This is a genomic window from Nocardioides stalactiti, assembly GCF_014180715.1.
GTDB lineage: Bacteria > Actinomycetota > Actinomycetes > Propionibacteriales > Nocardioidaceae > Nocardioides > Nocardioides stalactiti.
Genome location: NZ_JACEFC010000125.1, coordinates 1 through 11,797, shown reverse-complemented (window position 1 = coordinate 11,797; position 11,797 = coordinate 1). Strand labels below are relative to the sequence as shown.

14 protein-coding genes are annotated in these 11,797 nt (G+C 71.7%); 8 read left to right on the top strand and 6 right to left on the bottom strand.

Features of this window, described 5'->3' with window-relative positions:
* Positions 1 to 405: 405 nt before the first annotated feature.
* Positions 406 to 1,677: a tyrosine--tRNA ligase gene (gene tyrS / locus H0487_RS19175; protein WP_312856023.1), complete on the bottom strand. Its 1,272-nt coding sequence runs from the start codon at positions 1,675 to 1,677 to the stop codon at positions 406 to 408.
* Between the two features lie 133 nt (positions 1,678 to 1,810).
* Here tyrS and H0487_RS19170 point away from each other — a divergent pair, with 133 nt between their 5' ends.
* Positions 1,811 to 3,217: a serine/threonine-protein kinase gene (locus H0487_RS19170; protein WP_183095833.1), complete on the top strand. Its 1,407-nt coding sequence runs from the start codon at positions 1,811 to 1,813 to the stop codon at positions 3,215 to 3,217.
* Here the strand turns inward: H0487_RS19170 and H0487_RS23595 are convergent.
* A complete protein-coding gene (locus H0487_RS23595) occupies positions 3,204 to 4,538 on the bottom strand; it encodes an ATP-binding protein (RefSeq protein WP_220793591.1) in 1,335 nt (444 codons plus the stop codon). The genes H0487_RS19170 and H0487_RS23595 overlap by 14 nt on opposite strands.
* A gap of 13 nt (positions 4,539 to 4,551) precedes the next feature.
* Positions 4,552 to 5,235: a response regulator transcription factor gene (locus tag H0487_RS19160; protein ID WP_183095831.1), complete on the bottom strand. Its 684-nt coding sequence runs from the start codon at positions 5,233 to 5,235 to the stop codon at positions 4,552 to 4,554.
* A 79-nt stretch (positions 5,236 to 5,314) separates the two neighbouring features.
* Between H0487_RS19160 and H0487_RS19155 the strand changes: the two genes are divergently transcribed.
* Positions 5,315 to 5,881 carry a PepSY domain-containing protein gene (locus H0487_RS19155; RefSeq protein WP_220793590.1) on the top strand — a complete coding sequence of 189 codons (567 nt, stop codon included), beginning with the start codon at positions 5,315 to 5,317 and terminating at the stop codon, positions 5,879 to 5,881.
* 14 nt (positions 5,882 to 5,895) lie between these two features.
* Here the strand turns inward: H0487_RS19155 and H0487_RS19150 are convergent, their stop codons facing one another.
* A complete protein-coding gene (locus H0487_RS19150) occupies positions 5,896 to 6,975 on the bottom strand; it encodes a DNA adenine methylase (RefSeq protein ID WP_183095830.1) in 1,080 nt (359 codons plus the stop codon).
* A 35-nt stretch (positions 6,976 to 7,010) separates the two neighbouring features.
* Positions 7,011 to 7,970 (bottom strand): NAD-dependent epimerase/dehydratase family protein, encoded by a 960-nt coding sequence (locus H0487_RS19145; RefSeq protein ID WP_183095829.1) that lies wholly within the window; start codon positions 7,968 to 7,970, stop codon positions 7,011 to 7,013.
* Positions 7,971 to 8,128: 158 nt separating this feature from the next.
* On the opposite strand from H0487_RS19145, the gene H0487_RS19140 reads away from it, so the two are divergent.
* From H0487_RS19140 to H0487_RS19115, 6 genes are all read left to right on the top strand, one after another.
* Positions 8,129 to 8,440 (top strand): response regulator transcription factor, encoded by a 312-nt coding sequence (locus H0487_RS19140; protein ID WP_183095828.1) that lies wholly within the window; start codon positions 8,129 to 8,131, stop codon positions 8,438 to 8,440.
* A gap of 25 nt (positions 8,441 to 8,465) precedes the next feature.
* Positions 8,466 to 9,212 carry a PIG-L deacetylase family protein gene (locus tag H0487_RS19135; RefSeq protein ID WP_183095827.1) on the top strand — a complete coding sequence of 249 codons (747 nt, stop codon included), beginning with the start codon at positions 8,466 to 8,468 and terminating at the stop codon, positions 9,210 to 9,212.
* A 108-nt stretch (positions 9,213 to 9,320) separates the two neighbouring features.
* Positions 9,321 to 10,250, top strand: coding sequence for a hypothetical protein (locus H0487_RS19130; RefSeq protein ID WP_183095826.1), 930 nt, complete (start codon positions 9,321 to 9,323; stop codon positions 10,248 to 10,250).
* 137 nt (positions 10,251 to 10,387) lie between these two features.
* Positions 10,388 to 10,660: a hypothetical protein gene (locus tag H0487_RS19125; RefSeq protein WP_183095825.1), complete on the top strand. Its 273-nt coding sequence runs from the start codon at positions 10,388 to 10,390 to the stop codon at positions 10,658 to 10,660.
* The gene (locus H0487_RS19120) at positions 10,650 to 10,793 is read left to right on the top strand and encodes a hypothetical protein (protein WP_183095824.1); all 144 of its coding nucleotides are present in this window, start codon (positions 10,650 to 10,652) and stop codon (positions 10,791 to 10,793) included. The genes H0487_RS19125 and H0487_RS19120 overlap by 11 nt, the downstream gene beginning before the upstream one ends.
* A 100-nt stretch (positions 10,794 to 10,893) precedes the next feature.
* The gene (locus tag H0487_RS19115; RefSeq protein WP_183095823.1) at positions 10,894 to 11,460 is read left to right on the top strand and encodes a hypothetical protein; all 567 of its coding nucleotides are present in this window, start codon (positions 10,894 to 10,896) and stop codon (positions 11,458 to 11,460) included.
* Here the strand turns inward: H0487_RS19115 and H0487_RS19110 are convergent.
* Positions 11,448 to 11,797: M15 family metallopeptidase (locus H0487_RS19110; protein WP_281370752.1), on the bottom strand; the 350-nt coding region annotated here is incomplete at its 5' end. The two genes, H0487_RS19115 and H0487_RS19110, sit on opposite strands and share 13 nt — an antisense overlap.

Here is an 11,797-nt window from a genome sequence, read left to right as displayed (position 1 = left end):
GCTCTTGCCAAAAACCACAACACCCACACACAAACCAACCAAAGCCGGCCCACATGCAGACGCTGCTAAAACAATCACAACGACATAAATTGCATGACACACTGTTGAGTTCTCAAACATCACACGCACCGGGCGGTTTCCTCGCGGATCCCTACTCGGACTGGTGTTCCCCGCACGCAGCCAGATCTCGGTGAAGTTCCGAACTTGCCGTTGGCATGTCCGTTGTCACCGAGCTGGTGAAATTGGGGGCGGCCACCTCGGGGCCGGAAGCCCGACCCTTCTGGGTCTTGCTCCCCGCCGCTCCCTGGCGACATGGAGAAGATTACATACCCTCCCCACGCGACACAAATCGGGGTGGTGTGTCCCGGGCCACACGGCTTCGGGCGGGCTCCGAGACGCCTCCGTTCAGCGCAGACGGACGCCTGCGAAGCGCTTCTTGCCGCGGCGCAGGACGAGCCACGAGCCGTCGATCAGGTCGGTCTGGGACGGCACGTGGTCAGCGTCGTCGACGCGCACGTTGTTGATCGAGACCCCGCCCTCGGCGATCGTGCGCCGGGCCTCCCCCTTGCTCGCGACGAGTCCCGTGAGCGTGAGCAGGTCGACCACCCCGGGGATGCCGGCGGACCCGTCGACGTCGACCGCGCCCGCCTCCGCGAGCGCAGCCGCCAGCGTCGTCCCCGCCAGCGCGGTGATGTCGCCTCCTCCGAACAACGCCTGGGCCGCGGCCTTCGCCTGCTCGGTCTCCGCGGCCCCGTGCACGAGGGTCGTCACCTCGTCGGCGAGGACCTTCTGCGCCTCCCGCAGGAAGGGCTTCTCCGCATGCCGTGCCTCGAGCGCCTCGATCTCCTCGCGTGAGAGGAAGGTGAAGGTCCGGAGCAGCTCGCCCACCTTCTCGTCCTCGGCGTTGAGCCAGAACTGGTGGAAGGCGTACGGCGACAGCATCTCCGGGTCGAGCCACAGGGCCCCGCCCTCGGTCTTCCCGTACTTCGTCCCGTCGGACTTGGTGATGAGCGGCGTCGCGAACGCGTGTGCCTTGCCGCCGGCTGCCCGACGGATGAGCTCGACCCCGCCCGTGAGGTTGCCCCACTGGTCGGAGCCGCCGAACTGGAGAGTCACTCCGTGCGTCCGGTGCAGCTCGAGGAAGTCCATGGACTGGAGCAGGACGTAGCTGAACTCGGTGTAGCTGATGCCGGCCTCGAGCCGGGTCCGGACGACGTCGCGGGCCAGCATCCGGTTGACCGGGAAGTGCTTGCCGATGTCGCGGAGGAAGTCGATCGTCGAGAGCGTCGAGGTCCAGTCGAAGTTGTTGACCATCGTCGCCGCGTTGTCGCCCTCGAAGCTCAGGAACGGCTCGACCTGGGCCCTGACCCGCGCGGTCCAGTCCTGCACGGTCTCCAGCGAGTTGAGCGACCGCTCCCCCGCCTCCTTGGGGTCTCCGATCATCCCGGTGGCCCCACCGACGAGCGCGAACGGCGTGTGACCGGCGTTCTGCAGCCGCCGCGCCGTGACGAGCTGGACGAGGTTGCCCATGTGCAGGCTCGGCGCGGTGGGGTCGAACCCGACGTAGAACCGGACGCTGCCCTCGGTCAGCGCGGCGCGCAGGGCGTCGCGGTCCGTGGTGTGCGCGAGCAGGCCGCGCCACTCCAGGTCGTCGAGGAGGTTCGGGTCGACGGACACGATGGTCCCTTTCGTCGTTCGTGGTGATGCCGGCGGAGCGCCCGGGCGACGCCCGCGCGGCGCTCGTGCTGAGGCCCCAGCCTGCCGCATGGAAGGTGGGAGTGCCCAACGGGATCGGTACGCTGGCGAGGCAATGTCCAGCATCCGGGTGGCCGACAGGTACGCGCTCGGCCGTGAGATCGGCCGCGGCGCTTCCGGTGCTGTGTGGGAGGCCCGCGACGAGGTCCTGGGCCGGGTCGTCGCCCTCAAGCGCATCGGCTTGCCGGCCGGGGCGTCGTCGTACGACCTCGAGCGCGCCGAGCGGGAGGCCCGGCTCGCCGCCCGGGTCAACCACCCCAACGTCATCGCGGTCTATGACTTCGTCGCCGACCGCGACCACCACTGGCTGGTGACCGAGTACGTCGACGGCACCGACCTGGCGTCCGTCATCCGGGAGCGGGGCCGGTTCAGCGCCGACGAGGCGGCGCCCCTGCTCCTCCAGGCCGCCGAGGCGCTCGCCGCGGCCCACCGGCTCGACATCGTCCACCGCGACGTGAAGCCGTCCAACATCCTCATCGCCCGCGACGGCCAGGTGAAGCTCTCCGACTTCGGGATCGCGCGGGCCATCGCCGACGCCTCCCTGACGCAGACCGGCCTGGTGACCGGCTCGCCCGCCTATCTCGCTCCGGAGGTCGCGACGGGTGGGTCGGGGACTCCGGCCAGCGACGTCTGGGCCTTCGGGACCACGATCTTCCACCTGCTCGCGGGCCAGCCGCCGTACGCGACGACCGGCGACAGCGCCGTGCTCGGCACCCTCTACCGGATCGCCCACGACCCGCCGCCCCGCCTGGCCGACGCCGGCTGGCTCGGTCCGCTCCTCGAGGCGACGATGGACAAGGACCCCGCGCGACGGCCCACGATGGACGACGTCGTGACGTACCTGCGGGCGCGCCCGGCGATGCCGCCCATCGCCGCCAGCCAGCCGCTCCCCGGTCCCGGCACGACGGCGACGGCCACAGCGGCGATGCTGCCGGTGCCCCCCGCTCCTCCGGCGATCCCGGCAGCCCGGCCGTCCACGCGCTCAGCCGACCCTCTGCGGATCGCCGCCATCGGCGTGGCCGCCGTGATCGTCCTCGCGGTCATCGGCGTGCTGCTCCTCAACGCCGGCGACGACACGGACCGCTCTGCCACCCCCGAGGACAGCACGTCGCAGACCGACGGAGCAGACGGCTCGGACGCGCCGACACAAGACCTGCCGACGACCGAGGAGCTCGAGGCGTTCGCCACCACGTACGTCGAGACGGCCGCCGACGACCCGGCTGCGGGTTTCGCCCTGCTCACGCCGTCCTACCAGCAGCGCAGCCCCGGCTACGCGGAGTTCTGGGGCACGATCAAGAAGCCCGAGATCCTCGACGTCTCCGCGGACCCGGCCGGCATGACCGTGACCTACACCTACCGCTACCAGCAGAAGAAGGTCGGGAACCGCGAGGAGACCGTGACCCTGCGCGTCGTGCGTGAGGGCGACGGCTTCCTCATCGACGACGCCGTCAGTAGCGGCTGACCGGCAGTCCGATCCGTACGACGGTCCGGTCGTCCTCCCGGGTGAGCTCGATCGTCCCACCGTGGGCCCGGACGATCTCGTCCACGATCGCCAGGCCCAGCCCGGTCGAGTCGTGGCTGCCCGAGAACCGCTCGAGCGGCCGCTCCACGGTGAACCCGGCTCCCTCGTCACTCACCGCCAGCCAGACGGTGTCGCCGCCGCCGGCCACGACCACCTCGACGTCGCCGGCGCCGTGACGCAGGGCGTTCTCGACCAGGTTGGACGTCACCCGGCGCAGCTGCTCGCCATCGCCGACCAGCCGCGCGGAGCCGAGCGCCTCGGCGGTGACGCTCCGGCCGAGGCCCTCGGCACGCGCCTGGAAGCGCGCGACCACCTCGGTGACCACCTCGGCGAGGTCGAGCTCACCAGCGGTCACGGACAGCCCGCCTCCGTCCGCGCTGGCGATCGCGAGCAGGTCCTCGCTGAGGGTGATGAGGCGCCGTACCTCCACCTCCGCGGAGCGCAGCGCCTCCCGCAGCGCGTCGGGCGACCGGTCGCCGGTCAGCGCCAGCTCGACCTCGGTGAGGAGCAGGGCGAGCGGGGTCCGCAGCTCGTGGCTGGCGTCGGCGACGAACCGCCGTTCACGCTCGAGACCGTCGTCGAGGCGGTCGAGCATCGCGTTGAGCGTCACCGCCAGCCGATGGAGCTCGGCGGCCGGCGGCACCGGCAACCGCTCGCCGGCGCTGCGCGAGGAGATCGTCGCCGCCCGCGCCCGCATCCGCTCGACCGGACGCAGGCCCCACCCGGCGACGACGTAGCCGAGGAGACCGGCCAGGGCGAGCGCGACCGGACCGCTGATGAGCAGCTGCCGACCGACCGCCTCGACCGCGTCGTCGGCCTCCTCCCGCTCGATCGCGAGGACGACGACCTGGTCGTCGGCGGTACGGGTGAGGATCAGTACCCGCTCGTTGTCGATCTCGGGCCGCTCGCCCCGCTCACCGAGGTCGTCGCGGACCCGGAGCCGACCGCCGGAGAACCCGTCGTCGTCCTCGTCGTCGCGGTCCATGATCGGCTCGGCCACGGCGGGCGACGACGCGAGCGCCGTGCCGTCGGGGTCGAGCACCTGCCCGTGGATGTCGCCGCGCAGCTCACGGACCGCGCGCAGCCGCTCCTCGGGCGGGGCGACGAGCAGCCCGTTCATCTCGGCTTCCAGCTGGTCGCGCAGCCCGTCCTCCAACGTTTCCTCCACACGGAAGTGGACGAACGTACCGAGGGCGAGCATCGCGACGGCCGTGGTCAGGAGGAAGGCGAGGGCCACCCGGGCCCGGAGGGAGAGGCTCACCCTGCGCCGGGCGTCAGTCACTGGTGCTCCCGGTCAGCCGGTAGCCGATCCCCCGCACCGTGCGGAGCGAGTCCGCACCGAACGGCCGGTCGATCTTCTCGCGCAGGTAGCGGACGTACACGTCGACGACGTTCGAGGCCGTGTCGTGCAGGTCGCCCCAGGCGAGGGTGAGCAGCTGGTCGCGGCTGAGCGCCTGCTCGGGTCGCCGGATCAGGGCCTCCAGAAGGGCGAGCTCGCGCGCGGACAGCTCGATCTCGACCTCGCCGCGCCACACCCGGCGCGACGCTGGGTCGAGCTTGAGGTCGCCGACCTCGAGCACCGTCGGCCGCGGGACCGGCCCCCGGCGCGAGAGCGCCCGCATCCGGGCCAGCAGCTCGTCGAACGCGAACGGCTTGCCGAGGTAGTCGTCGGCACCGCTGTCGAGCCCGGTGATCCGGTCGGCGACGGCGTTGCGCGCCGTCAGCATGAGCACCGGCGTCCAGACCCGCGAGCGCCGGAGCCGACGGCACACCTCGAAGCCCTCCATGTCGGGCAGGCGCACGTCGAGGAGGATCACGTCGTACCCCTCCTCGTCGGCGGCCGCGTCGAGCGCTTCCTGACCCGTCCCGGCGATCGTCACCAGGTCGCCCCGCTCGGTCAGCCCGCGGGCCACCAGCTGGGCGAGCTTGGCCTCGTCCTCCACCAACAACACGCGCACGACCCCACTCTAGGGAGCCAGATGAGCAGCGGATGAGAGCCTCATCGTCGTTTCATCTTCGGTTCCTAGCGTCGAGGACATGAAGAAGCCCACCATGTCCCGCAAGGCCGCCCTCGTCGGCGGCACCGCCCTCGCTGTCGTCGTCCTCGGCGCCGGCGGCACCGCGTTCGCCCTGTCGGGCGACGACGACCAGCCCATCCCGTCCGACGTGCGCGACCGCGTCGAGCAGGCCGCGCTCGCCGAGACCGGCGGCGGCAGCGTCACTGACGCCGAGGTCGACGACGAGGAGAGCAAGTACGAGGTCGAGGTGACCCTCGAGAACGGCAGCGAGGTCGACGTCCAGCTCGACGAGGACTTCCAGGTCGTCGGCACCAAGACCGACGACGACCACGGAGACCGTGACGACGACGGCGACGACCACGACGGGTCCGACGACGTGCCCGTCGCGGCCGCCGACCGCCAGCGCGCCGAGCAGGCCGCCCTGGCCGAGACCGGCGACGGCACCGTGACCGGCGTCGAGAGCGAAGGCACCGGCTACGAGGTCGAGGTCACCCGTACCGACGGCACCGAGGTCGACGTCCACCTCGACGAGGCCTTCACCGTCACCCGCGTCGTCGAGGACGGGCACGACGGCTACGACGACTGACGTCGCGCGTCCCCTCAGAGCCCGGCCGTGGAGCGCTCGCGTTCCACGGCCGCGGCCACGGCGGCCTCGACCCGGTCGCGGGGCCCCGCGACGAAGAGCTGCTCGACGTTGCGGCGCCGCCCGACCTCGCCCACCCGCTGACCAGCGGGGTTGTGGATGCCGATGAGGGCGCCGACGTACCGCTTGCGGTCGAAGCCGAGGAGCCGGACCTCCTCGTGACCCGCATCCTGGAGCATCGCGGTCATCTCCTCCGCGGTGATCCAGGACTCGTCGTTGTAGGACACGACGACGACCTCCGCCCGGACCCGGCGCAGCAGGTCGCCGAGCGCCGCCGGCATCGTCCGGCGGCTGTTGAAGACGCTGCGGGTCTCGTCGTCGCGGCTGTCGACGCGCTTGCAGGCGATGCCGTAGTGCTCCGGGGCGTCCCAGCGGATCAACGTCTCCCAGATGTGGTAGTTCGTGAAGTAGCGGTGCTGGTTGTAGGGCGGGTCGACGTAGGCGAGGTCGACCGGACCGACGGCGTCGACCACGACGTTGGCATCTCCGTGGATCGTCGCGCCCGGACCCGCCAGCAGGTCGGGGCACACCAGCCGCAGCTCGCGGTGGGACCGCGGCGCCCACTCCTTGAGGTAGGCCATCTGCACCCCGGTCGTGGAGTCCACCCGGTCGGCGGCCAGCATCAGGCTGGTCAGCAGGATCGGCCGGAGCGGGTCTCCCGGCGGGTGGTCGCGCTCGATCGCGTCACGGACGGCGTCGACCCGGGCGCCGTTGCGCGGCTGGAAGAAGCGTGACCGCTCGCAGAAGGTCTCGGTGAAGTAGCCCCGCGTGCCGGGGAGTGCGTCGAGGCCCGCGAGCGCCTGGTCGAGCCGCGTCCGGTCGACCGTCTCCGCGTCCGTCGCGATGAAGCAGTCGCCGAGCACCGCCGAGTACGACGCGAGGTCGTTGGCCGTGACCGTGATCCCGCGCCGCTTGAGCTCCTGCGCGACCCGCGTGGTGCCGGTGAACAGGTCGAGCGCCGTCCGTGCTCCTGCCGCGACCGCGAGGTCCCCGAGCACCGGCACCAAGGTGCGCTTGGAGCCGAGGTACTTGATCACTCCGGCAGCGTACGGCGGAGCCGCCGCCGCATCGGTCAGGCGCGAGCGTGCCAGGCCGCGAGCAGCGCGCGCTCCCGGTCTCGCCCGATCCCGGTCGTCGCGGCGTCCGAGGTCGACCGCGCCCACGCGAGGGTCGCGGCGGCGGTGTCGGACACCGGCCGCAGCGTGAGACCGGCGGCCAGGGCCGGCTCGACGTGGTGCTCCATCATCCCGTCGTACTGCGGGCGCGGCAGCCAGAGCGGGACCGACTCGGGCCCCATCCACGGCTCGACGCCCTGGGCGGCGAGGAAGTCCTGGTCGAGCCAGGTGAGGTCCGCGTCGGGGTCGCACCCACGCAGCACCTCGCCGATCGGGGTCGGCCGGCCGACGCCGTCGAAGTCCCCGACCGTGCGGTGCTCGGCCAACGTCACGATCCAGGCAGCGAGGTCTCGCACGTCGATCACCTGGACGACGTCGCTCTCGCTGCCGGGAGCGAGCACCTCGCCGCCCTCGGCGAGGCGGGCCGGCCAGTAGGTGAAGCGCCCGCTCGGATCGCCCGGACCCACGATCAGTCCCGGCCGCACGACCGCCGCCGACGCCACCCCGGCTCGGACGGCCTCCTCGCAGGCGACCTTCATCGGCCCGTAGGCGTCCGGCCGGCTCGCGAGGTCGACGTCGTCGTGAAGCGGTTCGTGCAGCGGGAGGGTGCCGGGCCCGCCGGGCACCGACTCGTCGGCATAGACGTTGACCGTGGACACGAAGACCCAGTGCGCATCGGGGACCGCAGCGACGGCCCGGCGCACGTGGGAGGGCGTGCGGGAGACGTCGACCACGGCGTCGTACGCCTCGAGCGGCGGCGGCTCCTCGCTCCGGTCCCAGCGGAGCAGGGTCGCTCCGTCCGGCACCTGGCCGGACGTCCCCCGGCAGGCGCAGGTGACCTGGTGGCCACGCCGCAGCGCCTCCGCGGCGACCTCACGGGACAGGAAGACGGTGCCTCCGAGCACGAGCAGCCTCATTCCCCCACCTCAGCCGAGGGGCTCGTGAGGAGCAAGGGATTCCGCCGTGGGCGGACGCGCACGGCGGGGACCCGATCGCGAAAGGAGAGGGTTAACCCTGATTCGCGCAGGGTCCTCGGTTCCCTAGGTTCGTCGTCAAGAACCCCCAGGAGGCGACGATGAGCGAGTCCCAGGTCAGCTCGGTGACCACGTACGACGCGCCGCTGCGTCACCTGCACGTGGTCCCCCCGGCAGCGGCCAACCCCGAGCACCGCGAGCCCGCGTGGGCCCGTCGGCTGTCGCGGCGGGAGACCGAGGTCCTCCTCTGCATCGGCGCCGGTCTCTCGACCGACGAGATCGCCGCGACGCTCTTCATCTCGGTGGCGACGGTGAAGAGCCACATCGCCCGGCTCATCTGCAAGGTCGAGGTCCGCGACCGGCTCCAGCTCGTCGTCGAGGCCTATCGCACCGGCTTCATCCCTGTCGGCTGAGCCCGAACCCTCCTAGCATCGCTCCATGAGCGAGACGCCGAGCCCGTTGGACCCCCTCGACGAGACCTGGGAGCGGGCGCTGTGCATCGTCGCCCACCCCGACGACATGGAGTTCGGTGCCGCTGCGGCGGTCGCGCGCTGGACCGGTCAGGGCAAGCACGTCTCCTACCTGATGGTGACGAGCGGCGAGGCCGGGATCGACGGCCTCCACCCCGATCAGTGCCGGACGGTGCGGGAGGCCGAGCAGGTGGAGTCCGGTCGCATCGTCGGCGTCGACACCGTCGAGTTCCTGCGCCAGCCCGACGGCGTGGTCGAGTACGGCGTCGCGCTGCGCGCGCTGCTGGCCGAGGCGGTCCGGCGGCACCGGCCCGACATCGTCGTCACCGGCAACTTCCGCGACACCTGGGGCGGGAGCAACCTCAACCAGGCTGACCACATCGCGGTGGGGCGCGCGGTCGTCGACGCGGTGCGCGACGCGGGCAACCGGTGGATCTTCAACGACCAGCTCGTCGACGGGCTCGAGCCGTGGGGCGGCGTCCGTGCCGTGTGGGCGTTCGGCTCGCCCGAGTCCGGGCACGCCGTCGACACGACCGACACCTTCGACGCCGGCGTGGCCTCGCTCGCCGCCCACGCGGCCTACATCGAGGGCCTCGGGTGGGACGACTGGGACCCGCGCGAGTTCCTCGAGGGCATGGCGCGCGCGGCCGGCTCCCGGCTCGGGGTCACCTTCGCCGCACCCTTCGAGGTCTATCCGATGGGCTGGGGCGACTGAGGATCCCGGCGACGGGACCTTCGTCCTCAATCGTGCTGCGCCCGGTGCGGATCGCCGATCCGTCGACTACAACGGAGTCGAGGGAGAACCGGACCACAGGGAGCACTCATGATCACCTCGCGCACCACTCGCACCGTCCTTCGAGCAGCTGCCGTCCTCGCCGTGGGGATGGTCACGCCGCTGGCGTTCGGCATCCCGCAGGCGGCCGCAGCCGATCGCGACCACGACGGCATGCCTGACCGGTGGGAGCGTCGCCACGGCCTCGACCCGCGGGTCGACGACGCGCGTCGCGATCTCGACCGCGACGGGCTGCGCAACATCGCCGAGTGGCGCAAGGGAGTCCGGCCCGAGGACGAGGACACCGACGGCGATGGTGACGACGACGGGGACGAGGTCACCGACGGAGTGCCGAGCACCGACGTGGACGACCCGGACACCGACGACGACGGCACCCCGGACGGAGACGAGGACGCTGACGGGGACGACACCGACAACGAGGACGAGGACGACGCGGACGAGTCGTGCCGCCGGGACGACGACGACCACGACGGCGACCACGTCGACGACGAGGACGAGAACGAGCTCGGCCTCAGCGACGACGACTCCGACTCCGACGACGACGGGGTCGAGGACGGCGACGACGACTCCGACGACGACGGCGAGGCCGACGAGGACGACGACGACTCCCTCGACGACCGGTGCGGGCGCGACGACGACGAGGACGTCGATGACCTCGTCGGCACGATCCTGAGCTTCGAGGAGTCCACCGGCACCCTGGTGGTCGACCGCAGCGTCGGCGACGACCTGCTGTTCCTCGTCACCGACGACACCGAGATCGAGATCGAGACCGACGACAGCGGCCCCGGCGACGGCAACGCCCGCCGCAGCGACGAGGAGGGCAGCACGGACGACCTGCTCCCCGGCGTGCTGGTCAAGGAGGTCGACATCGATGACGACGTCGCCTCGACGCCCCCGACCCTCGAGGAGATCGAGATCTACGGTGTCGGCGCGGGTCCGGACGAGCCGGACGACGACTGAGGCAGGGCGGTCGGTCTGCGCCGATCAGCCACCAGGGTCCGGGATCATGGTCGACCGCGTGATTCCGGCCACGCGCTGAGCGTGGAGCGGCGCTCCGACGGCCAATGACGCGGTCTCGGTGCGTCACCATGGATCCCATGACTGATGCACCCGGCGGTGGCGCGCACCCGGTCGCCGCGCTGCTCGCAGGCGTCCGTCACCGGATCGCGCCCGACCACGACGTCGAGGACTCCCCCGCGGGTGCCGCAGGCGAGGGCGACGACGTCCAGTGGGAGGAGCTCGCGACAGCCGTCGACGAGCTCGTCGAGGTGGTCCTCGTCCAGCAGGACCTGATCGAGAACCTGCTGCTCCGGATGAGCCGCCTCGAGGGCCGCGACGTCGGCCCGTCGGGGACCCGCCGTGGCGCCTGAGTGGCACCGGCCCGTCGAGCTCGTCCGCCTGGTCGAGGCGCTGCGTCGTACCGAACCGCGGCCGCGCCGCCGCTGGTCGGACCTGCTCTCTGACGTACGCCGCGCGAAGACCGACGGGTTCTGGTCGTCCTGATCCTCCTCGGCTGAGTTCCGAGGGTTTCCTCGGATGAGCCGGAGGCGGCGTACGCCTAGTTTCGAAGGCGTACGCCGGCACCGGACCCCAGGAGCTCCTCATGCGCAAGTCACTCGTCGCCCTCGGCATCGCGGGCGCCTTCCTCGTCGGCGGCGTCGTCAGCCCTCCCGTCGTCTCAGCGGTCGGCGGCTCGCTGGTGACCCTCGTCGACAGCGCGACCAGCAACACGGCAAAGATCGACAACATCGGATCGCTCCAGGTGCGCCCGGTGCAGGACAGTGCTCTCTCCCTCAACCAGAACGTCGACGCCACCGGCCCCGCCAGCGCGAGCTGGCAGCAGTTCTATATGCCGTGGCCCGGCGTGACCCGGCGGATCGGCATCACCCACGTCACCGCGGCCAACCCGGTCGGCGCGCCGATGCGGGTCACGGTCGAGCTCCGCACCAGGACCTCGGGCACGAACACCTGCGCCAACCCGACCACCGGGTTCTTCGTCGTCAAGGTCCGGACCCTGGTGATCCCGGCGACCAGCACCGTCGACATCGACCTCGGCAACGCGCCGGTCTTCTCCTCCGGTCAGCCGAACGCGCTCAACTGCATCGGCTACCAGGTGCTCATGAACCAGAGCTGGCGCCTCTACCTGGGCGTCAGCGGCTACGCACTGTAGGCGCCGTACCGCGGCTTCCCGCCCGTGACCGCCGCCCAGCGGCGGGTGCCGGACTCGAAGTGCCACCACTCCTGGGTGAGGACGACGAAGCCAGCGCCGGTCATCGCCGACCAGAGCAGGCGGCGAAGGTCGCGCGCCAGACCGGGCTCGTGCTCGAGGGCGTCGGCGTGGGCTGCCGGGACGAACTCGTCGAAGTCGGTGCCGAGCGCCAGCGGTGAGCCGTCGAAGGCCAGCGTGATGTCGACCGTGCCGCCGGTGAGGTGGGGCGGCGGCGTCGCCGGGTCGGCCGACGGAGCGCTGACGAACCCGGGCTCGATGTCGGCGCCGCCCGCGTACA

What these genes read in the sequence shown, in the direction of transcription:
- H0487_RS19135 (WP_183095827.1), top strand. Translation starts at nt 8,466, where the DNA reads ATGAGCGAGACGCCGAGCCCGTTGGACCCCCTCGACGAGACCTGGGAG.
- H0487_RS19170 (WP_183095833.1), top strand. Translation starts at nt 1,811, where the DNA reads ATGTCCAGCATCCGGGTGGCCGACAGGTACGCGCTCGGCCGTGAGATC.
- H0487_RS19125 (WP_183095825.1), top strand. Translation starts at nt 10,388, where the DNA reads ATGACTGATGCACCCGGCGGTGGCGCGCACCCGGTCGCCGCGCTGCTC.
- H0487_RS19140 (WP_183095828.1), top strand. Translation starts at nt 8,129, where the DNA reads ATGAGCGAGTCCCAGGTCAGCTCGGTGACCACGTACGACGCGCCGCTG.
- H0487_RS19115 (WP_183095823.1), top strand. Translation starts at nt 10,894, where the DNA reads ATGCGCAAGTCACTCGTCGCCCTCGGCATCGCGGGCGCCTTCCTCGTC.
- H0487_RS19130 (WP_183095826.1), top strand. Translation starts at nt 9,321, where the DNA reads ATGATCACCTCGCGCACCACTCGCACCGTCCTTCGAGCAGCTGCCGTC.
- H0487_RS19155 (WP_220793590.1), top strand. Translation starts at nt 5,315, where the DNA reads ATGAAGAAGCCCACCATGTCCCGCAAGGCCGCCCTCGTCGGCGGCACC.
- H0487_RS19145 (WP_183095829.1), bottom strand. Translation starts at nt 7,970, where the DNA reads ATGAGGCTGCTCGTGCTCGGAGGCACCGTCTTCCTGTCCCGTGAGGTC.